The organism is Cupriavidus sp. CuC1 (assembly GCF_044627735.1).
GTDB lineage: Bacteria > Pseudomonadota > Gammaproteobacteria > Burkholderiales > Burkholderiaceae > Cupriavidus > Cupriavidus ulmosensis.
In genome coordinates this window covers 1-19,505 of the sequence record NZ_JBIUHC010000100.1, presented here as the reverse complement: position 1 = coordinate 19,505, position 19,505 = coordinate 1, and the positions used below count along the sequence as shown (strand labels likewise).

Genomic DNA, 19,505 nt, shown 5'->3' with positions numbered 1-19,505 from the left:
ATTAACGCACGATGACGAAGAGGCAGGACACGATGGTGGAACAGGAAGTCGAGCGGGGTTCAGGAGTTGCGGTATGGCGCCAGATCGGCGAGGCCCTGGCGCTCGACATCCGCAACAAGCTCTATGTCCCGGGCGAGCGCCTGCCGCCCGAGCCCGAGCTGGCCACGCGTTTCGCCGTCAACCGCCATACCATCCGCCGCGCCATGGGCGAGCTGGAACAAAACGGGCTGGTGCGCATCGAGCAAGGCCGCGGCACCTTCGTGCAGGAACACGCGATCGACTACGCCATCGGGCGGCGCACGCGTTTTTCGCAGAACCTGGCCAGCCAGGGCATGCGCGGGCACATCGAGGTGCTGGAATCGCAAACGCTGCGCGCGCCCGAGATCGCCAAGCACCTGGGCCTGGCGCGCAGCGCGCCCATTCTGCGTGTACAGATGCTGGGCAAGGCCGAAGCCCGCACCATCGACGTGGCCGAGCACTATTTCGACGCCACGCGGTTCCCGGACATGGACGCCGAGTTGCGTGCGCGCCTGTCGATCTCCAAGGCGTTCGCTCATTTCGGCGTCACCGATTACACGCGCAAGTGGTCACGCATCACCGCTGCCATGCCGACGGCGCCCGTGGCCCGCCAGCTCAACCAGCCCAAGACGCGGCCGATCCTGCAGGTGGAGGCGCTCAACGTCGACCCGGACGGCGCGCCGCTGCAATACAGCGTGGTGCGCTTTGCCGGCGACTGGGTACAGCTGACCGTAGCCGACCAGGACTAAAATGCGCACTCGCACGCCATGTGGAACGCATGCTCAGCTGATCCAATTGGTCTAGACATCTGCTTGTCATCTGCCCGCGCTAAGGTCGCCAGCATGGATACCAATCACGCACTTCACCCCACCCTTGCCGGCCTGAGCGGCCGCCGCGTTCTCACCGCCAACGGCATTGTGCCGGCCGCCTTCGCGTTGCGCGACGGTTGCCTGGCCGGGCCGGCAAGCACAGCAGGGCCTGCCCTCGATGCGGGCGACCTGCTGGTGCTGCCCGGCATCGTGGACATTCACGGCGACGCCTTCGAGCGCGCCGTGATGCCGCGCCCCGGCGTGAGCTTTCCGTACACCAGCGCGCTGTTCGACGTGGACCGCCAGTTGCTCGCGCATGGCATCACCACCGAGCTGCACGGCGTGACGCTATCGTGGGAAGGCGGCCTGCGCGGCGAGGCTTATGCCCAGCGCATGTTCGACGGCCTGGAACGCATGCGCGGCACCCTTGGCGCGCAGCATCATGTGCACCTGCGCTTCGAGGCGCACCACCTGGCGGGACTGGAAACCGCGCTGGCGTGGATCGATAGCGGCAAGGTGCGCTTCCTGGCCATCAACGACCACCTGCCGCTGATGGCATCGCGCATCCACGACGCGCGCAAGCTGGCGCAGTATGCGGACCGCGCGGAGTGCGACCCGGTCATCTTCCGCCAGCGGCTGGAACAAGCTGCCGCACAGGCTGGCAAGGTGCCCGAAGGCGTGGCCCGGCTGATTGCCGCCGCCCGCACCGCCGGCCTGCAAGTCGCCTCGCACGACGACGGCGATGCCGCCACCCGCCAGCGCTACCACCAGCAAGGCTGCACCGTGGCGGAGTTCCCGCTCACCGTGGACGTGGCCCGCGCCGCCCACGCCCTGCGCAACCACGCCGTATTCGGCGCGCCCAACGTGATCCGCGGCGGCAGCCACACCGGCGCCCCGGATGCCACCGAGATGATCGCCGCCGGGCTGTGCAACGTGCTGGCCTCCGATTACTACTACCCGGCGCCCCTGCAAGCCGCATTCCGGGTGGCCCAGCTTGGCGTGCTGCCCTTGCCGGCTGCGTGGGACCTGGTCTCGCGCAACCCGGCGCGCGCCGCCGGCATGCATGATCGCGGCACGCTCAGCCCCGGCCTGCGCGCCGACGCCATCATCGTCGACGACCGCGACCCCGCCCTGCCCCAGGTCTGCGCCACCATCGTCGGCGGTGTGCTGCACCAAGCCACGCGCGCCTTCCCGCTGGTGCAGTCCGGCGGCGAGCGGCGCGCGGCCTGACCCGCATGACCAGGATGCCGAGCCCGATGTCGAACAATCCATTGTCACAGGCCTACCGCTACGCCATCTACCTCAACCCGGCCGCGCCCTATCGGCTGGTAGGCGAGCAATGGCTGGGCCGCAGCGCCGAAACGGGCGAGGCGATGGCGCGCCCCGCACCGGACGATGCCCGCATTGCCCGCTGGACTGAAGCACCGGCCCACTATGGCCTGCATGCCACGCTCAAGGCCCCGTTCCGGCTGGCGGACGGCCAGACACCGGCCGGGCTGGACGCCGCCATGCGCGCCTTCGCGCTGGACCGCCAGCCCTTTGCCGTGCCGCTTGCATTGCACAACCTGCGTGGCTTCCTGGCCTGGTGCCTCGGCGACGACGCCAGCGCCAATGCCCGCATGCACGCGCTGGCAGACGCAGCGGTGCAGGAGTTCGACGCCTTTCGCGCGCTGCCCACCCCTGCCGAGCTGGCACGCCGCAAGCCGGGGCGGCTGAGCGAGGCAGCCCGGCGCATGCTCGACGCCTGGGGCTACCCCTACGCGTTCGAGACCTTCATCTTCCACATCACGCTTACGGGCATGCTCGATGAGGCCGAACAGACCGCGGCCATCGCCCTGCTGCAAGCCGCCAGCGGCCCGCTGCTGCAACAGCCGATGGCGGTACGCGATGTCAGCCTGTTCGCGCAGCCTGCGCCCGATGCGCCCTTCGTGGCGGCCCGCCACTACGGCTTCGACGGCAGCACCACCGATGCCGCAGGCGCGGCCATGCTGGAAGCCACGGCATGAGCGCCAAGGCAACGAGCACCGCGGCACGGGCCGACTTCGCCGCGCCCTGTGCCGAAGCCCCAGACGGCAGCCGCCTGGTCTACCTGATGGGCCCCTCCGGCAGTGGCAAGGATTCGCTGCTGCGCGTGATGCGCGAAAAGCTGCGGGACGACGCGCGGGTACGCGTGGCGCAGCGCTACATCACCCGCGCCAGCAGCGCCGATGAAGACAGCGTGGCGATCACCCCCGCGGATTTCGAGGACCGGGCCGCGCAAGGCGGATTTGCGCTGCACTGGCGCAGCCACGGCTTGTGCTACGGCATCGGGATCGAGCTCGACGACTGGCTGTCGCAAGGCTTGTGCGTCGTCGTGAACGGGTCACGCGAGCACCTGGCCGCCGCCCACGCGCGCTATCCGGCCCTGCACGCCGTGCAGGTCAGCGTGCGCCTGCACGTGCTGGGAGAGCGCCTGCGGCTGCGCGGCCGCGAGGACGAGCAAGCCATCGTGCGGCGCCTGCAGCGCGCCGGCGAGCCGTTCGCCGTGCCGGCGGGGTGCCGGCTGACGGTGATCGACAACAGCGGCGTGCTGGAGGATGCGGCGAGCGCGTTGATGCGGCTCACGCACGAGCGCACGCGCCAGCACCAGCCGTAGGGTCCCGCTCCGGGCCCGCCACAACGCCGGCATCGTGCAGCCGGCCGACGGCGGCGCCACCATCAGTCGGCCGCCGTCCAGCGTGCCGAAGTCGCGGCCAAAGGCGCCATACAGGTGGTTGCCGATCGACGGCCGCTCCTGCTGCAGCAATTCGGCCTCGGCCAGCAGGCCGAGATGCGACAGCATGGTGAAGGCCATGTCGGACAAGGCCAGCTTCAGCTCCACGCCTTCGCCCGGCGTATCACGCGCTGGCCGAGACAGCTGTTACGCAGCGTTTTCGCGAGAGTATCGAGGTGCCGGCGGAGAAGGCGCCTGGGGTCGGGCGGGAGGCGGTGAGGCCCAGCGGCGGCAAGCGGCAGGGGTAGCGCTGGCGCGCCGCGCGTAAGCATGTGAATGGCGCTGCGATAGAATCCCCGGCATAACAATTACATTGGGGGTCGCATGAAAGCGCTAATCGGCGTCGCAATACTGTTCGTCGTTGTACTGGTGGTGATTTCTGCGCTCAAAGCAAATCGCGGAGGCGGCTCCCGGACGTCCAAGGGATTCCAGTTTGCTCGCAAGGCGCCGTTTATGCGGCAGGACGAGATTGAGTTATATGATCGCTTGGTGATGGCGCTGCGAAACGCGCATGTTTTCCCCCAGGTCGCAATGTCAGCCTTTGTGCAACACAAGGGTAAAACTCGGGAAGCCCGCAACCAGTTCTCACAGAAATATGTGGACTACCTGGTTTGCGAGCGAAAGACATTGCGTCCGCTCTACGTCATCGAGCTCGATGGCGCATCGCATGGCTCCGAGAACGCCAAACGCCGCGATGCGCAGAAGAACGAGGTTCTTGCCTCGGCAGGTATCCCGATCAAGCGCTACACGTCCAAGGATGTGGACTTCACGGTTATACTGAGCGACTACGTCTCAGTGGTTTCGTCGGCCGTACCTGACTCGCGGGCGAGCGAGCCCGTTCGAGATGCGGCTTGATCGGCCGTGCGATTCGACGCGCGGGATGCAATCAGAGGTGCGGGCTCGCCACCGGCAACCCAATACTGAAACTCGTCCCATGCTCCGTAAACCCAAGCCGCCGGTAAAACTGATGCGCCTGCAGCCGGCGCGCGCTGGACGATAGCGCCAGCTTGGAGGCGCCCGCCTCCTCGGCCAGCCGCATGGCGGCGTGCATCATGGCCGTGCCCACGCCGGTGCCGCGCGCGGCGTGGGTCACCACCACGCTTTCCACGATGGCCTCGCTGCGGCCGTCGTGCGCCAGCACCGGAAAACAGGCAGAACGTGCCGAGCGCTTCGCCGGCGGCGCTGCACATCAGGTAGCAGCGATAGTCCGGCATCGCCTTGAGCTGGGTGAACAGCTCGCGCATGCGTTGCAAAGGCAGCGGTGTCTCGCCATCCATTTCGGAGAGCAAGGCGGCAACCTGCAGCAACTCGGCATCGGTGCCGGTCACTTCATGAAGGGTCGGGCCGCCGCTTGTGCGGCGTGCGTCTGACAGGTCCATGGGGATATCGGTATCGAGTGAGATGGCGTAAGTGCGAACCGGATCAGGGAGCGCGCCGCAGGCAGCGCGCCACCATTGGAAGGTAGTACTCCAGCGGCGGCGTGGCATGGCCGACGACCTTGGCCAGGTCGTCGTAGCGGCGCAGGCGCACGGCTGCCGGCCCGTGGGGATGCCCGCCGAAGGCTTGCGCCTGGGCCGCGTCAAAGGGGCCGCCCTGCAGCGCCAGGCTGTGTTGCGAGGCTGGCGACAGGGTGGCCTGGTAGCCCGGCTCGATAGCGCACAGGTAGCGCTTGGCCGCCACATGCATGCGCACCGGCTCGGTCACCTCCGGCCCAAACCCGACGGCCAGCAGGTCGGCACCGACTTCCTGGTGGCGCATGTCGATCGTGCTGTCCTCGGACATCACGAGGTGGCCGAGGTCGTGCAGCAGGCTGGCGACGATCAGCGGCTCGGGGTCGCCGGCCTGCTCGGCAAGTTGCGCGCACTGCAGCGCATGCTCGGTCTGGGTGATTGCCTCGCCGCCGTAGAAGGCGGTGCCGTGGCCGGAGAAGAGGATTTCGATGCGCCTGAGGATCGTCATGTCGATTGGTGTGTGAAAGCTGGGGTATCCGCGCGGGTTGATCCCGCTATCAAACCAGCGCCTTGCGGATCCGGGCGGACAACAAATCGATGGCCGTGACAAAGCCGACGATGATGATGATCACCGCGCAGGTCTCGGCATACTGGAAGCTGCGGATGATCTCCCACAGCACGGTGCCGATGCCGCCCGCGCCGACGATGCCAAGCACCGTGGCCGAGCGCACATTGGATTCGAAGCGGTACAACGCATAGGAGATCCACAGCGGCAGCACCTGCGGGATCACGCCATAGACCACCTCTTCGAGCGCGCTGGCGCCGGTGGCGCGCACGCCTTCCACGGGGCGCGGGTCGATGGCCTCCACGGCTTCCGAGAACAGCTTGGCGAGCACGCCGGTGGTGTGCACCCACAGCGCGAGCACGCCGGCGAAGGGGCCCAGCCCCACCGCCACGATAAACAGCATGGCAAACACCATCTCATTGATGGCGCGGCAGGCATCCATCACGCGGCGCATCGGCTGGTAGACCCAGGCCGGCACGATGTTGGCGGAACACGCCAGGCCCAGCGGCACGGCAAACACGATGGACAGGAAGGTGCCCCAGATCGCGATCTGCACGGTCACCAGCATCTCGTCCAGGTAGATGCGCCAGTCGCGGAAGCTGGGCGGGAAAAAGTCGGCGGCGAATTTCGCCATGTTGCCGGAGTCCTTCCACAGGTCAAGCGGTCGCATGTCGGCACCCTGCCATGACATGACCAGCAAGGCGAGCACCACCGCCCAGACGAACATGACAGGCAGGCTGGCACGCGGCGGGCGGGCGGCACGAGGCGGAGTGGCTGGGATCATGGTGGGGTTGGCGGGAGGATGCATGAATACGTGGGCTAATCGTGGGCTAAAGCAAAGGTGAGGCTGCAATGTGCGGCCCGCCCCGGCAATGGGGCGGGCCGGATGTGGCGCTTTACTGCGCGCTGGCGGCGATCTTGTCGAGCTCAGCCAGCTTGCTGCTCAGGTCGGCAAGGCGCTTTTCCTTGTCCGGCGCAGCCATCGTGGTGTCCGACTCGATCTTGGACTTCTCGCGGGCCAGCTCGATCTGGCGGATCGGCACCAGCTGGTTGTCGTTGGACGCCCGGAAGCCCTGGTAGGTCAGCTTGGCGAGGTTCTCTTTCTCGCGCGTGGCGTCGGCGCCCTTGCCATAGTTGACGAAGAAGGTCTGCACCTTGGCCTTGACATCGGCCGGCAGGTCCTTGCGGTAGACCAGCGGATCCGCCGGGATCAACGGCGACTTCCACAGCACGCGCACCTGGTCATAGGCGTTCTTGCCGGTGTTGATGCGGTAGCGCTCCATGTTCTCGGTGTTGTTGACCGCCACGTCGACCTGCTTGTTCAGCACCGACAGCAGGTTGGTTTCGTGGTTGCTGACGCGCACCGTCTTGAAGAAGGTCTTCGGCTCGATCTTGTGGGCGCCCCACAGGTAGTGGCCCGGCACGGCGGTGCCCGAGGTGGAGTTCGGATCGCCCGCGCCGTAGCTCAGCGTCTTGCCTTGCTTGAGCACGTCATCGAGCGTCTTCAGGTTGCTGTCCTTGTTGACGATCAGCAGCGACCAGTAGCCGGGATTGCCGTCCTTGTCGATCACCGAGGCGAACACTTCGCCGTTGGCGCGGTCAACAGCCTCGATGGCGGACTTGTTGCCGAACCAGGCAATCTGCACCTTGTTGAAGCGCATCGCTTCGATGATGCCGGCGTAGTCGGAGGCGAAGAACGGCTTGACCTGCACGCCCAGCTGCTTGCTCAGGTCATCGACCACGGGCTGCCAGGCGGACTTCAGGTTGGACGAGGTTTCCGTCGAGATAAAGCCCATGTTGAGTACCTTGCCTTCCTGGGCAAAGGCGGGCAGCGAGAGCGCGCCAGCGGCGCTCGTGACGATCAGGGCGAAAAGGGTTCTGCGCAGCATAGGGGAACTCCGAGGAAAAGCCTTGTTGGGGGTGCTTGCGGGAAAAATTGCGAAGAAATAAAGGAACAACCAGGCGGCCAGTCAGGCTGCCGCCAGGCCGCCGTGCAGCATGGCGGGCGCGGCAACCTCCAGCCCCGCGCCGTCGGGCAGCAGCTCGGCGGCTTCCGTGCCATAGAGCTCGCGCAGCATGGCCGGGGTCAGCGCCGCCGACGGGCCGTCGTAGACCACCTTGCCGTGGCGCAGCGCGACCACGCGCGGGCAATAGCGCATCGCCACATCCACCTGGTGCAGCGACACCACGACCGCCACGCGGCGCGTGCGGTTGATCTGCGCCAGCAACTCCATCACGCGCCGTGCCGATTCGGGATCCAGCGAAGCAATCGGCTCGTCGGCCAGGATCACCCGCGCGTTCTGCACCAGCGTGCGGGCAATGGCCGCGCGCTGCTGCTGGCCGCCCGACAAGGTGGAAGCTCGCTGAAAGGCATAGTCGTCTATACCAACCTGGGCAAGCGCTTCGAACCCTGCGCCGATCTCATCGACACGGAAGAAACGGATCAGGCTGCGCCACAGCGGCACGCGCGGCAACATGCCGGTCAGCACGTTCGTGATCACCGGCAGGCGGCCCACGAGGTTGAACTGCTGGAATACAAAACCAATCTCTGCCCGTGCTGCGCGCACATCGTGCGCCAGCCGGCCGCCTTGCTGGATGGCCCGGCCATTGACCAGCACCTCGCCAGCGCCACCCGCGTCGGCGGCGATGAAGCCCGCCACATGGCGCAGCAACGTGGACTTGCCCGAGCCCGAGGCACCCAGCAGCGCCACCATTTCACCAGGGGCAACGGCAAGGCTCACGTTATCCAGCGCCTTGCGTCCCGCCTGGAACGACTTGGACAGGCCGCGCACTTCAATCGCATGCGTCATCCCACTCTCCTTGCATCAACAGTGAGCGCATTCTGGGTGGTGCGGATGACAAAACGATGAAGGTTGGAGAGCAAGGCCAAATGAGGCTGAAAAGGAGCGAACCTGACTCTGCCGGCTTGGGGATGCGCATGCATGCCGTACAGCGCACATGAATCGGCTGCGCCACGGCAGCACCTCCCACCGCTTCGAACGCGGCTGCGAGCCAGTCACCGCGCAGTACAGCCTGCGCGAGGACGGCCGGATCCGCGTGCTCAACACCTGCCACCAGGACGGGCCCGACGGCAAGGTGCGAGCCGCCGAAGGCCGAGCCAAGGTGGTGGAAAGCTGCTTTTTGTGTTCGTAGGGTTCGCGCTCGAGGATGATGCAGTTACTACGCGCAATGGAAAAGGCGAACCATAGGTCGAGCAAAACAATGTGGCCGCTATCGCCTCACACCGGCCCGGCGATAAGCCTCACTCTTGCCCGTCGTCCAACAGCGAGCACCAGCACAGTGACGGTACGATCGCAAACCTCGTACACCAGTCGGTACCCGGCATCGCGCAGCTTAATCTTGTACACGTCTTTCATGTCCTTGCCGCTGAGCTTGGCAGACTGCACCCGGGGTTCGGCCAGACGTTTCTCGAGCTGCTTTCGAAACTGATCCTTGATCGACGCATCGAGCTTCGTCCATTCCTTCAAGGCGTCCTCGTGAAAGGCAAGCTCATAACTCATCCAGCGACACCTTTATGGCCTTCCCGCCACGACGCTGCCGAACGATTTCTGCAAGCTCGATGTCCTCGAGCCTGTCCATGAGTGCTTCGAAAGCCTGGGCGGGAACCAGGTATGCGGCCGGGCGATTGTGATTGAGGACTGCCACGGGTTCGTTCCCGGCCTCCTCAATGATGGCACCGGGGTTGCGGCGAAGGTCCGTGATGCTTACGGTCGCGGTCGCGTAGATGGCGCGTGTGACAGTCATATTTTTTGGTTGCCTGATGTAGCGGGTTCCACTCGCACTGCATGGACAGGCTCCCAGCCCGTTAATTGCCCGCAATAAAGCACATAATTTAGCACAAAATCATGGGTACTTTTTTGTGTTACCGATCCGCCACGAGAAGCCATGCAACTCGATACTTTCAATATCCATGCGCCTGCGCGCCGCCGCAACCGCACACTACTTAGCCCCGCGCCCCCTGCCTCCCCCTGACCGCCCGCCACGCGCTCGCCACTACCAACGACCCCAGCCCAAGCGCAAGCCCAAGCAAGACAATGGCGCTCATATGGTCGCGCACCAGCGGCACATTGCCGAAGAGATAACCACCGACCAGCAGCGACACCACCCACACCGTGGCGCCAGCACTCGCGGCCAGCGCGAAGCGCGTCGCGGGCATGGCGGACACGCCGGCAACGAAGGGGGCAAAGGTGCGCACCACGGCGACGAAGGGGGACAGCAGCAAAGTCAGGCTGCCGTGGCGCTGGTAGAAGTCATGCGTCCTGCGCAGTGCGTCGCGGTTGATCCAGCGGTAGCCGCCGGTGAGCACGCGCGCCCCGATTGCCTTGCCGATGGCGTAGTTCAGCAGGTTGCCGGCCACCGCGGCAACCAGCAGCACGGGCAGCAGGATCCATAGCTTGAGCGCTCCCGAGGCGCAGAACGCGCCGCAGATGAACAGCAGCGGGTCACCGGGCAGGAAGAACAGCGGCAACAACCCGATCTCGCAGAACACGATGGCGAACAGGATGCCGTAGACCAGGATGCCGTATTCCGCGATGGCAGGACCCAGATGCTGGTCGAAATGCAGCAGCAACGGCAAGACTTGCGATGCTTCCATGCGCGCCCCTCGTCTTGGAGTGATGGTTACAGTGTAGGCGCGCCCGCGCCGCCGGGGGCCTCAGGTGGGTGCGGCGCCCCGCCCCCCCCAATGTCGATGACAAGCAGCAAATATGCCGAGAAGAGCCTTTCCCTGCGGCGCGCTCCCGCATAATATTGAGCACAAACCACACAAACATCCACACCGACAACCCTAGGAAATGCCATGTCAAATTCCCAAGCCACCGCCCGGATCGGCGCGGCCGATGCCAACTACCTGGTGCACCTGCAGGCCGGCAGCCACGCGCTGGTCGGCGACGAGTCCGCCGGGCTGGGCGGCACGGACCAGGGTCCGCCGCCCTTTGCCTTAGTGCTGTCCGGGCTGGTGTCCTGCACCGCCATCACGCTGAAGATGTACATGCAGAGGAAACAATGGCCCGTGGCGGACGTGGAAGTGACGGCGGTTTTCCAGGGCAAGGACGAGGCGCGCTTCATCCGGCGCGAAGTCCGGCTTAGCGGGGTGGAACTGGGCGAGGCCGAGCGCGAGCGGATCGCGCAGATCTGCGAGCGCACGCCGGTGACGCTGTTCCTGAAGGGTGCGTCGCGGATCGAGACGACCTTGCTCTGAGCGGTCCAGCCAAAACGGGAGGGGACAGCCTCGTAGGCCGCGCCTGTTCCGGTTCGTGCCGGCGGCCTGTAGGCGGCCCGCAGGCCGCCTACGTGGCTGCAGTCTCCGCCAGGTGAGTCCGCACCACCACCTCCGAATGCAGGGTCCGGTGGACCGGGCACTTGTCGGCGATCTCCAGCAGCGCCGTGCGTTGCGCGTCGTCCAGCGGGCCACGCATGGTGATCTCCCGCTCGATCCAGTCGATCTTGCCTTCGGTGGTGGAGCATTCGGCGCAATCGGTCGCGTGGATCTTCTCGTGGCGCAGCGTCACTGCCACGTGCTCCAGCGGCCAGCCCTTGCGCTCCGCGTACATGCGCATCGTCATCGCGGTGCAGGCGCCCAGAGCGGCCAGCAGCAGGTCGTAAGGCGCCGGCCCGCCGTTGAGCCCGCCAAACGATACCGGCTCGTCCGCGAGCAGGTGGTGCGGCCCGGCGGTGATGCGTTGCTGGTACTTGCCGGCGTGGCTTTCCTCGACCCGCACCAGCCCTTCTTCGGCCACCGCGGCCGGCACATCCAGGGCATCGATATCCAGATAGCGCTGGCTCCATGCCGCGATGGTATTGGCCACGTACACGGCATCGGCCTTGCGCGTGAGCAGGTGATCGGCGCGGTCGAGCGAGACGAAGCTCTTGGGGTGCTTGGCGGCAATGAAGATCTGGGTGGCGTTGTCGATGCCGACGGTGTCGTCCTGCGGCGCATGCATGACCAGCAGCGCCTTGCGCAGCTTGCTCACGTTGTCGAGCAGTTTCTGCTCGGCCACGTCTTCGATGAATTGCCGCTTGATCCTGAACGGCCGGCCCGCAAGCCGGACTTCGGCCTCGCCATCGGCTTCGATGCGCGCGGCCTGGTCGCCGAACAGGCCGACCACGTGGCCGGGATCGCTCGGCGCGGCGATGGTGACGACCGCCTTGGCTTCGGGGATGCCGTGCGCGGCGCTGAGCACCGCCGCGCCGCCCAGGCTGTGGCCGATCAGCAAGGCCGGCGCCCGGTGATGGTGCCGCAGATACTCCGCCGCCGCCAGCAGGTCGGCCACGTTGGAAGAGAAATTTGTATTGGCGAAATCGCCGCCGCTGCCGCCAAGACCGGTGAAATCAAAGCGCAGCACGGCGATGCCATGTGCCGTCAGCGCCTGCGCGATACGCGTCGCCGCCAGCACGTCCTTGCCGCAAGTGAAGCAATGGGCGAACAAGGCAAAGGCGCGAACCGGGCCAACCGGCAAATCCAGCCGCGCGGAGAGTTGCTGACCATCACTTCCCGGGAACTGCAGGCGCTGGGCTTCCATTGATATCCTCATGCATGACGCGAACTGTATGAGGTTCCCACTCTAGCCAAGTTTGCCGCCGGGTGCCACTGGCGTCGCATGGCTGGCCGCGCACAACGCACAGGGGCGACGGCAAGCTTGCCGGCGCCCCGGTTTCCGTTGTACGCAAAAGCGCACCCGTGGCGAGCTTCCACTGCTGGCGGATCAGGCTGCCTTCGGCGCAGCCGCCTTTTCCGGGCGCTGCGAGAAGGTCCGCTCGAACACCGCTTCGGCGATGCGGTTCTTGAGTATTTCAATGGAGCCGCCGGCGATCATCCAGCCGCGGCAACGGCGCAGGCAATACTCCACCAGCGCCTCCTGGCTGTAGCCCATGCCGCCCATCACCTGCAGGGACTCGTTGGCCACGTCGAAGCCCGCCTGGTTGCAGAACGCCTTGGCAATCGCGGTTTCTTCCGCCGAGGGAAAGCCGCTGTCCGCATTGGCAGCCGCCCTGTACAGCAGCAGTTGGCCGGCATCGAGCTTGATCTTCATCTCGGCGAACTTCCATTGCAGGCCCTGGAACTCGCACAGCAGGCGCCCGAACTGCTTGCGCTGCATCGCCCAGTCACGCGCCACCTGGTAGGCATAGCGCCCAAGCGCCAGCGAGCGCGCCGTGTTGCCCATGCGCTCGACATTGAAGCCGGCGATCTGCTTCTTGAAGCCGCCCTCGCCCAGCAGCACGTCGGAAGCCGGGATGCGCACGTCCTCGAAGTAGATCTGCGCCCATTCTTCGCCGGACATGAACCTGGAGCGCTGCCCGATGCGTACGCCCGGCAGCTTGGTATCGATCAGCACGGAGCCGATGCCGCCCACGCCCGGGCCAAAGCGCACGTAGGCCAGGATCACGTCGGCGTGCGGGCCGTGGGTGGTGAAGACCTTGGTGCCGTTGATCAGGAAATCGTCGCCGTCGGGCGTGGCCGTGGTGCGCAGCTCGGTCACGGCGGAGCCGGCCTCGGGCTCGGTCATGCCGACGGAGATCAGCGCCTCGCCGGCCAGCAGGCGGCGCAGCCATTTGTCCTTCTGCGCCGGCGAGCCGTACTCCGCCAACACGCGGATGGCGCCAAAGTTGCCAGCCTGGATGACGTCGGCGCTGCGCGGGCAGATCGAGGCAACAGCCTGGATGGCGATGATGGCGTCCATCAGGCTGCCACCCTGGCCACCGTCGGCCTCGGCAATGGTGATGCCCAGCAGGCCCTGCTCGCTCATCTTGCGGGCCACATCCCACGGGTACTCATCGGTATGGGCGCGGGCGACGGAGCCGGCGCGCAGCTCGTGCTCGGCAAAGCGCGTCACGGCGCGTTCGAATTCGGCCTGCTCCGGGGTCAGCTTGAAATCCATGATGGTTGTCTCCAGTACTATGTTCAGTTCGGTTCTGTTCAGTTTTGCTCAGCCAGCCGGACCACGCAGTCCACGCCGACCACGCCATCGGCGCGCACGAACAGCGGATTGATCTCGGCCTCCAGCACGCGCACGCCCTCAAAGGCCGCCAGCCGGGAAAAGCGCACGATGGCATCGGCGAGCGCCCCGATGTCCCCGCGCGGCAGCCCGCGGAAGCCGCGGATCAGCGCGGTGCTGCGCACTTCGCCGATCATCTCCATGGCATCGTCGTGCGTCACCGGCGCCGGGCGCAGGCTGACGTCCGGACGTAGCTCGGCCGCGATGCCGCCCGCGCTCAGCATGACGATGGGCCCCACCAGCGGATCGTCCCGGTAGCCAAGCATCAGCTCCAGCAGCTTGTCCTCCATGCGCTGCACCAGGATGCCGTCGAGCCGGGCCTGCGGCGCGGCGCGGCCGACATCCGCCAGGATCCCCGCCATGGCGCGCTGCAATTCCTCCGTGTCGCGCACGCCGACGCGTACGCCGCCCACGTCCGTCTTGTGCAGGATGTCGCGCGAGCAGATCTTGGCCACCACCGGATAGGGAATCTTGTGCCTGCACTCGCCCACCGGCATCAGCGCCAGGGGCGCAACCGGCACGCCCAGCGCCGCGAATGCGCCGGCCGCCTCGTACTCCGAAAGGTTGCCCGCCACGGGTAAGCCCGCCGGCCAGCCGAGCGGCGCGATGGCCTCGTCAGCCTCGGGGTGCGCCCGCGCGGCCTTGAACAACTGCGCCAGCGCGTCCGCGCAGGCCTCCGGCGTGCGGAAGGCCGGGATGCCCGCTGCCTGCAGCACCTGCAGCGACGCACCGGCCTCCGGCGCGAGGAACGCGATCAGCGGCTTATGGCCGGCCCCGGCGGCTTCCACCATGGGCCGTACGGCAAGCTCCGGGTGAAACTGCGCGGATGAACCCGCCACGCACAGCACGGCGTCGCACCAGTCGCTCAGCAGCAGTTGCTCGACCAGGTCCTTGTACTGCGCGCTGGTCGCCGCCAGCGTCAGGTCGATGATGGGCGTCTGGCGGATACGCACGCCGCGCCCGGCCATGTGCGCCACGAAGGCATCCGGCGGCGCCACGGCGTCGATCTGGGACAGGCCCAGGCGATCCACCACGGTGGCCGCGCCGCCCCCCGTGGTGGTCACCACGGCCACGCGGGGATTGCGCTGGAGCGCGGGCACCCACTGGCCATAACGCAGGGCCAGCGGCGCCGCTTCGAACAGCGTCTCCAGCATCTCCACGCGCATCACGCCGTACTTGCGCAGGAAGGCATCCACGGCGGCGTCGTTGCCGGCGAGTGCGCCGGTGTGGGACTGGGCCAGCGCCTCGCCCTGCGCCGAGCGGCCGAGCTTGTAAGCGATGACCGGCTTGCCGGCCTGCCGCGCGCGGCGCAGCGCCGGCCCGAGCACGGCGGCGTCCCGGATCGTCTCCAGGAAGAGCAGGATGACCTTGGTGGCGTCATCGTCCACCAGCAGGTCGACCAACTCGCCCACGCCGATGTCGCTCTCGTTGCCGACCGACACCAGCTTGGCAAAGCCCAGCCCGCGCGCGGCGCCTCGCGACAGCAGCGCGCCCAGCATCGACCCGCTTTGCGAGATCACGCTGATGCTGCCGGCGTGCAGCTCGTCCATTTCCAGAACGGCATTGACGGACAGCACCGCGCCGGACGCCACATTGACCACGCCGATGCTGTTCGGCCCGATCAGGCGCACGCCCTGCGCCCGGGCCTTGCGCACCAGCGCCTGCTGCGCGGCCATGCCGGCCTCGCCCACTTCCGCGAAGCCGTCCGAGAAGACCGTCACCACCTGCACGCCCTTGGCCGCGCATTGCTCCAGCGCGGCTTCCACGTGCTTGCCCGGCACCATGACAAAGGCATGCTCCACCGGTCCCGGCACCGCCGCCAGGCTGGGATAGGCCTTCTCGCCCAGCACTTCGGCGCGAGTGGCGTTGATCGGGTAGATGGTGCCCCGGTAGCCGTGCTTGCGCATGAAGCGCATGGGCCGGGCGGTGTTCTTGGTGATATCGCTGGACGCGCCCACCAATGCTACCGTGTCCGGCGAGAACAGCGCCTTGGCCAGGCTGGCGGATTTTGCCGGGGCGCTTTGTGGGTCCAGTTCAGCCATGGTTGTCTCTACAGTCATCGGGTTCATGCTTCACGCCGCGCCGAGGCCGGCGAGCCGCAGCCCGCGCACGCTGCCGGTATCCAGTTGCCACAGGGCAGCCAGCAAGCCTTCGGCGGTGCCGTTGCCGATCACCGGCGCGGCCAGCTCCATGAACTTGTCGCTTAGCGTGGCGTCGTCCAGCGGGGATTCGGGATCGCCCTTGCGGTAAGGGGCAAACAGCGCATGGCGCACGCCGCTCCTGCACAGGATCTCAACGCGCGCCGCGCGCTGGCGCGGGAATGCCGCTGTCAGTTCCGGGTCCGCATGCAGGGTGACGCGCTTCATCAGTTGCCGGATCTGCGGGTCGCGCAGGCGCGCATCGGAGAAGGCGTCGAGCCGCACTGCCCCGCGCAGGATGCCATGCGAGACCACATAGGGCAGGCTGAAGCGCGCTTCGAACGCGGTAACGGGATTGGCGTTGCCGGTCACGTCGATGGTGGCCTGGTATGCCCACACGGTGACCGCCTCGATATCGGCGCCATCGATGCCATGCTCGCGCACCAGTTCGATCGCCGCATCGATGGCGGCGAAGGTATGGCCGCAGCAGCCGTGGTTCTTCTGCGTGATGCTCAGGACGTTGTAGGTGGTGCCCAGCCCCTGCCCCACCGTCGACCAGTCGGGGCTGCCGCACAGCGCCGCGCCGAAGCCGGCCGAGCCTTCCAGGATGTCGTGCACGCCATTGACGCCCACGGCAGCGCCCTGCGCCGCCTGCACGCCCACCATGGCGGCGTGCCCGGCGTGCAGCGCCTTGGTCATCGCATCCGAGCGGAAGGCCTGCTGCAAACCCGAGGCAAAGGTAGCGGAAGTAGCCAGCGCATCCGCGGCCACGCGCGCGTCTCCCGGCGCCAGCAGCAAGGCGCTGGCCGCCGCGCTGCCGAAGCAGCCCACGGTGCCGGTGGTATGGAAATAGCGATAGTGCGCGGGCTGGATTGCTGCGCCGATGCGGGTGGAGACCTCGTAGCCTGCCACCACCGCCCGCAGGAAGGCCTCGCCTGTGGCATCCCGGTCTTCGGCCAGCGCCAGCGCGGCGGAGATGGTCGGGCAGCCGGGATGGTAGACCGCGTCCCGGAAGATATTGTCGAATTCCGCGGCATGCGACGCGCTGCCGTTGATCCAGGCGGCCGTGGCCGGGAACGCCGTTGTGCCATGGCCGATCACGGTGGCCGCGCCCACGCCCAGCTCGGCGCGATGCGCCTCGACGAGGTTGGTCCCCGGCGACATGCGCGTGCCGGGAAACAGCGCGGAAAACCAGTCGATCACGGCGCGCTTGCCATAATGGAGGACCTCGGGCGACAGTGTGCGCCGTCCCTCAGCGCCGACGTATTCGGCCAGTTCATCGATCACCATGCAGTGCTCCTCATCATTGTTTGTCTCGTTGGCGGCTTGATGGCACATTGCCTGCCGCCTTGACCCCGATGTTAGGGATCGCCCGCCGGGGAGCTTTGAAATTTGGTGAAGGCTCCCGAGCACGGTGGCGAAATGGCATGCACCGGGGCCGCACAAGCATGGCTGCCGACGCATTTGGCGAACGACCTGCCGCGCCCGGGAAAATCCGGTTTGACGTTGGCGGCGAGCCTGCATAGCATGGCAGGCCATCCCTGGCGCCTTCGTGCGCCACGCCCGCCGCGCCCGCCGCACACAGACGCGCACAGACTCACCTAGCCGCAGACACCCGCATGGATATCGCCTCCCTGGAAGTTCTCATCGCCGCCGTCGAGGAAAAAAGCCTTTCGCGCGCAGCCGAACGCCAACACCTCGTCACCTCGGCAGCCAGCAAACGCATCTCCGAGCTGGAGCGCCATGTCGGCACCGCGCTGCTGGTGCGCCATGGCCGCGGCGTGGAGCCCACGCCGGCCGGCGCCATGCTCTACCAGCATGCCAGGGCCATCGTCCGCAGCATCAAGCTGGCCGAAGAGGCGCTCGTCACCTATTCGATGGACGGCATCGCCAAGATCCGCCTGGCGGCAAACCGCTCCACCATCCTCCAGTTCCTGCCCACCGATATCAGCGGCTTCCTGCACAGCGCGCCGGACAACCGCATCGACCTGATCGAATCGTTCAGCTTCGACATTCCGCGCATGGTCTCCAACGGCGACGCCGACATCGGCATCTATCACGCCGAAGCGCCCAGCCCCGGCGTGTTCTCCCTGCCCTACCGCTCGGACCGGGTGGGACTGGTGGTGCCGCGCGGCCACCCGCTGGAAGCCAAAGGCTCGCTGCAACTGGAAGAAGCGCTGGATTACAACTTCCTCGGCTATTTCCCGCGCCATACCTTCGATGCCTTCCTGCAACTGGCGAACAGCACCATCTCGCGGCCGCTGACGGTCAAGACGCAGGTATCGAACTTCGAGGCGCGCTGCCGGATGGTGCGCGAGGGGCTGGGCATTGCCGTGGTGCCGGAGGGCATCGCCAAGAACTACCTGTCGATGATGGGGCTGAGCCTGCTGACGCTGACCGATGCGTGGGCCACGCGCAACTTCTATGTTTGCGTGCGCGACCGGCAATCGCTGCCGGCCGGGACGGCCAGGCTGCTGGACTACCTGGGCCAGTGCGCGACAATGGAGCGGCATTACCAGCGCTCGCGCTAGGCCAGGCGGCGGCGCGCTGAAGGCCCGCGCCATCATCATGAAAGAAAGCAGCGTTTCTATTTGATCAACGCTGGACGAGACCAGCTTCGTACCATGTCTCTGGTGGCACGCGCCAAAGTAGCGCGGGCCGAAACCACCTCTATTCTCGTGGAGACAGACATGACCCTGCCACAGCGGCTAGCCGCCGCCGCGCTGCTTTCGCTTGCCATCGCCGGTGCCAGCACCGGCGCCAATGCCGAAACCTATCCCAGCAAACCTATCCGTATCGTGGTGTCGTTCTCCGCGGGTGGCACCACCGATATCCTCGCCCGCGAAGTCGGCAACCAGCTCGGCCAGAGCCTGGGGCAGACAGTGATCGTCGAGAACCGGCCGGGAGCGGGCGGCAACATCGGCACGGAGTTCGTCGCCAAGAGCGCGCCGGACGGCTATACGCTGCTGGCCACGTCGGTGGGCCCGGTCGCCATCAATCCCACGCTGTACCCCAACCTCAAGGTCAACCCGCAAACCGCGCTGGCCGCGGTCGCGCCGATCGCCGACGTGCCTAACGTGCTGGTGGTGCATCCCAGCGTGCCGGCCAGCGACGTCGCCCAGTTGGTGGCCTATGCCAAGGCAAACCCCGGCAAGCTGAACTTTGCTTCCACGGGGGTTGGCACCGCCGCGCATTTGTCCGGCGCGCTGCTCAACGAGCGCACCGGCGCCAACGCCGTGCATGTGCCCTACAAGGGCGCCGACGCCCTGAACGACCTGCTGGCCGGGCGCGTGCAGTTCATGTTCGCCACCATCCCGTCGGTGATGAGCCATATCCGCGCGGGGCAACTGCGCCCGCTGGCAGTCACCAGTGCCAAGCGCGCCGAAGCGCTGCCCGAGACGCCGACCATGGCCGAGGCCGGCGTGAAGAACCTGGTAACCGGCGCGTGGTTTGGCCTGTTCGCTCCCAAGGGCACGCCGCCCGATGTGGTCGCCAAGCTGAACAAGGCCGTGGCCAGCGCCGTGAATAGCCCCGATATCCGCAAGAAGTTCGTCATGCAAGGCGCGGAACCGATGCAATACACACCGGATGCGTTCGGCAAGTTCGTGGCGGCCGAGTACCAGGCCTGGCGGCCGATCGTCAAGGCGAGCGGCGCGCGGATCGACTAGTGTCCCGTTCCACTGATTCGTTCGCAAAGTCTGTTGAGCTTGGAGCAGGAATTGTAGGTTGGGGGAAAGGTGCGATGTGTATTGCTTGT

At 66.7% G+C, this 19,505-nt stretch carries 20 protein-coding genes and 1 pseudogene; 9 read left to right on the top strand and 12 right to left on the bottom strand.

Going from position 1 to position 19,505, the window contains the following annotated elements; translation table 11 throughout:
* The first annotated feature begins 32 nt into the window (after nucleotides 1-32).
* The 5 genes from phnF to ACGLHR_RS33585 all read left to right on the top strand — a co-directional run bounded on the left by phnF (nucleotide 33) and on the right by ACGLHR_RS33585 (nucleotide 4,434).
* Nucleotides 33-767, top strand: a complete 735-nt coding sequence (gene phnF / locus ACGLHR_RS33605; protein ID WP_400099262.1) for a phosphonate metabolism transcriptional regulator PhnF — start codon at nucleotides 33-35, stop codon at nucleotides 765-767.
* 93 nt (nucleotides 768-860) lie between these two features.
* Entirely contained in the window at nucleotides 861-2,057 is a 1,197-nt protein-coding gene (locus ACGLHR_RS33600; RefSeq protein ID WP_400099234.1) for an alpha-D-ribose 1-methylphosphonate 5-triphosphate diphosphatase, read from the top strand.
* Nucleotides 2,058-2,083: 26 nt separating this feature from the next.
* Nucleotides 2,084-2,833 carry a DUF1045 domain-containing protein gene (locus tag ACGLHR_RS33595; protein WP_400099232.1) on the top strand — a complete coding sequence of 250 codons (750 nt, stop codon included), beginning with the start codon at nucleotides 2,084-2,086 and terminating at the stop codon, nucleotides 2,831-2,833.
* Entirely contained in the window at nucleotides 2,830-3,462 is a 633-nt protein-coding gene (gene phnN / locus ACGLHR_RS33590) for a phosphonate metabolism protein/1,5-bisphosphokinase (PRPP-forming) PhnN (protein WP_400099230.1), read from the top strand. Before ACGLHR_RS33595 ends, phnN begins: the two co-directional genes overlap by 4 nt.
* Before the next feature lie 441 nt (nucleotides 3,463-3,903).
* Nucleotides 3,904-4,434: a DUF2726 domain-containing protein gene (locus ACGLHR_RS33585; protein WP_400099229.1), complete on the top strand. Its 531-nt coding sequence runs from the start codon at nucleotides 3,904-3,906 to the stop codon at nucleotides 4,432-4,434.
* Nucleotides 4,435-4,465: 31 nt separating this feature from the next.
* Here ACGLHR_RS33585 and ACGLHR_RS33580 read toward each other — a convergent pair.
* The 5 genes and pseudogenes from ACGLHR_RS33580 to phnC form a co-directional block, all read right to left on the bottom strand.
* Nucleotides 4,466-4,958: pseudogene (locus tag ACGLHR_RS33580) on the bottom strand (GNAT family N-acetyltransferase).
* Between the two features lie 43 nt (nucleotides 4,959-5,001).
* Complete coding sequence (locus ACGLHR_RS33575; protein WP_400099227.1) at nucleotides 5,002-5,538, bottom strand: phosphonate degradation HD-domain oxygenase; 537 nt, start codon at nucleotides 5,536-5,538, stop codon at nucleotides 5,002-5,004.
* Between the two features lie 49 nt (nucleotides 5,539-5,587).
* Nucleotides 5,588-6,379, bottom strand: coding sequence for a phosphonate ABC transporter, permease protein PhnE (gene phnE / locus ACGLHR_RS33570; RefSeq protein WP_400099225.1), 792 nt, complete (start codon nucleotides 6,377-6,379; stop codon nucleotides 5,588-5,590).
* A gap of 112 nt (nucleotides 6,380-6,491) precedes the next feature.
* Nucleotides 6,492-7,484, bottom strand: a complete 993-nt coding sequence (phnD, locus tag ACGLHR_RS33565; RefSeq protein ID WP_400099223.1) for a phosphonate ABC transporter substrate-binding protein — start codon at nucleotides 7,482-7,484, stop codon at nucleotides 6,492-6,494.
* An 81-nt stretch (nucleotides 7,485-7,565) separates the two neighbouring features.
* Nucleotides 7,566-8,405, bottom strand: a complete 840-nt coding sequence (gene phnC, locus ACGLHR_RS33560) for a phosphonate ABC transporter ATP-binding protein (protein ID WP_400099221.1) — start codon at nucleotides 8,403-8,405, stop codon at nucleotides 7,566-7,568.
* Nucleotides 8,406-8,553: 148 nt separating this feature from the next.
* Between phnC and ACGLHR_RS33555 the strand changes: the two genes are divergently transcribed.
* Nucleotides 8,554-8,748 carry a lipocalin family protein gene (locus ACGLHR_RS33555; RefSeq protein WP_400099219.1) on the top strand — a complete coding sequence of 65 codons (195 nt, stop codon included), beginning with the start codon at nucleotides 8,554-8,556 and terminating at the stop codon, nucleotides 8,746-8,748.
* A gap of 86 nt (nucleotides 8,749-8,834) precedes the next feature.
* On the opposite strand, the gene ACGLHR_RS33550 is transcribed toward ACGLHR_RS33555, so the two are convergent.
* The 3 genes from ACGLHR_RS33550 to ACGLHR_RS33540 all read right to left on the bottom strand — a co-directional run bounded on the left by ACGLHR_RS33550 (nucleotide 8,835) and on the right by ACGLHR_RS33540 (nucleotide 10,210).
* Entirely contained in the window at nucleotides 8,835-9,116 is a 282-nt protein-coding gene (locus tag ACGLHR_RS33550) for a type II toxin-antitoxin system RelE/ParE family toxin (RefSeq protein WP_400099218.1), read from the bottom strand.
* Complete coding sequence (locus ACGLHR_RS33545; protein ID WP_318232756.1) at nucleotides 9,106-9,360, bottom strand: type II toxin-antitoxin system prevent-host-death family antitoxin; 255 nt, start codon at nucleotides 9,358-9,360, stop codon at nucleotides 9,106-9,108. Before ACGLHR_RS33545 ends, ACGLHR_RS33550 begins: the two co-directional genes overlap by 11 nt.
* A 199-nt stretch (nucleotides 9,361-9,559) precedes the next feature.
* Nucleotides 9,560-10,210 (bottom strand): VTT domain-containing protein, encoded by a 651-nt coding sequence (locus tag ACGLHR_RS33540; RefSeq protein ID WP_400099215.1) that lies wholly within the window; start codon nucleotides 10,208-10,210, stop codon nucleotides 9,560-9,562.
* A 204-nt stretch (nucleotides 10,211-10,414) separates the two neighbouring features.
* On the opposite strand from ACGLHR_RS33540, the gene ACGLHR_RS33535 reads away from it, so the two are divergent.
* Nucleotides 10,415-10,816 carry an OsmC family protein gene (locus ACGLHR_RS33535; protein WP_400099213.1) on the top strand — a complete coding sequence of 134 codons (402 nt, stop codon included), beginning with the start codon at nucleotides 10,415-10,417 and terminating at the stop codon, nucleotides 10,814-10,816.
* Between the two features lie 88 nt (nucleotides 10,817-10,904).
* Here the strand turns inward: ACGLHR_RS33535 and ACGLHR_RS33530 are convergent, their stop codons facing one another.
* The 4 genes from ACGLHR_RS33530 to ACGLHR_RS33515 all read right to left on the bottom strand — a co-directional run bounded on the left by ACGLHR_RS33530 (nucleotide 10,905) and on the right by ACGLHR_RS33515 (nucleotide 17,038).
* Nucleotides 10,905-12,137 (bottom strand): alpha/beta fold hydrolase, encoded by a 1,233-nt coding sequence (locus ACGLHR_RS33530; RefSeq protein WP_400099211.1) that lies wholly within the window; start codon nucleotides 12,135-12,137, stop codon nucleotides 10,905-10,907.
* Between the two features lie 183 nt (nucleotides 12,138-12,320).
* Nucleotides 12,321-13,493: an acyl-CoA dehydrogenase family protein gene (locus ACGLHR_RS33525; RefSeq protein ID WP_400099209.1), complete on the bottom strand. Its 1,173-nt coding sequence runs from the start codon at nucleotides 13,491-13,493 to the stop codon at nucleotides 12,321-12,323.
* A 38-nt stretch (nucleotides 13,494-13,531) separates the two neighbouring features.
* Nucleotides 13,532-15,652 (bottom strand): acetate--CoA ligase family protein, encoded by a 2,121-nt coding sequence (locus ACGLHR_RS33520; RefSeq protein ID WP_400099207.1) that lies wholly within the window; start codon nucleotides 15,650-15,652, stop codon nucleotides 13,532-13,534.
* A gap of 30 nt (nucleotides 15,653-15,682) precedes the next feature.
* Nucleotides 15,683-17,038: an MmgE/PrpD family protein gene (locus tag ACGLHR_RS33515; RefSeq protein ID WP_400099206.1), complete on the bottom strand. Its 1,356-nt coding sequence runs from the start codon at nucleotides 17,036-17,038 to the stop codon at nucleotides 15,683-15,685.
* 329 nt (nucleotides 17,039-17,367) lie between these two features.
* Here ACGLHR_RS33515 and ACGLHR_RS33510 point away from each other — a divergent pair, with 329 nt between their 5' ends.
* Nucleotides 17,368-18,279 (top strand): LysR family transcriptional regulator, encoded by a 912-nt coding sequence (locus ACGLHR_RS33510; RefSeq protein WP_400099205.1) that lies wholly within the window; start codon nucleotides 17,368-17,370, stop codon nucleotides 18,277-18,279.
* Between the two features lie 159 nt (nucleotides 18,280-18,438).
* On the top strand, nucleotides 18,439-19,416 hold the full coding sequence (locus ACGLHR_RS33505; RefSeq protein WP_400099204.1) for a Bug family tripartite tricarboxylate transporter substrate binding protein: 978 nt from the start codon (nucleotides 18,439-18,441) through the stop codon (nucleotides 19,414-19,416).
* Nucleotides 19,417-19,505: the final 89 nt, after the last annotated feature.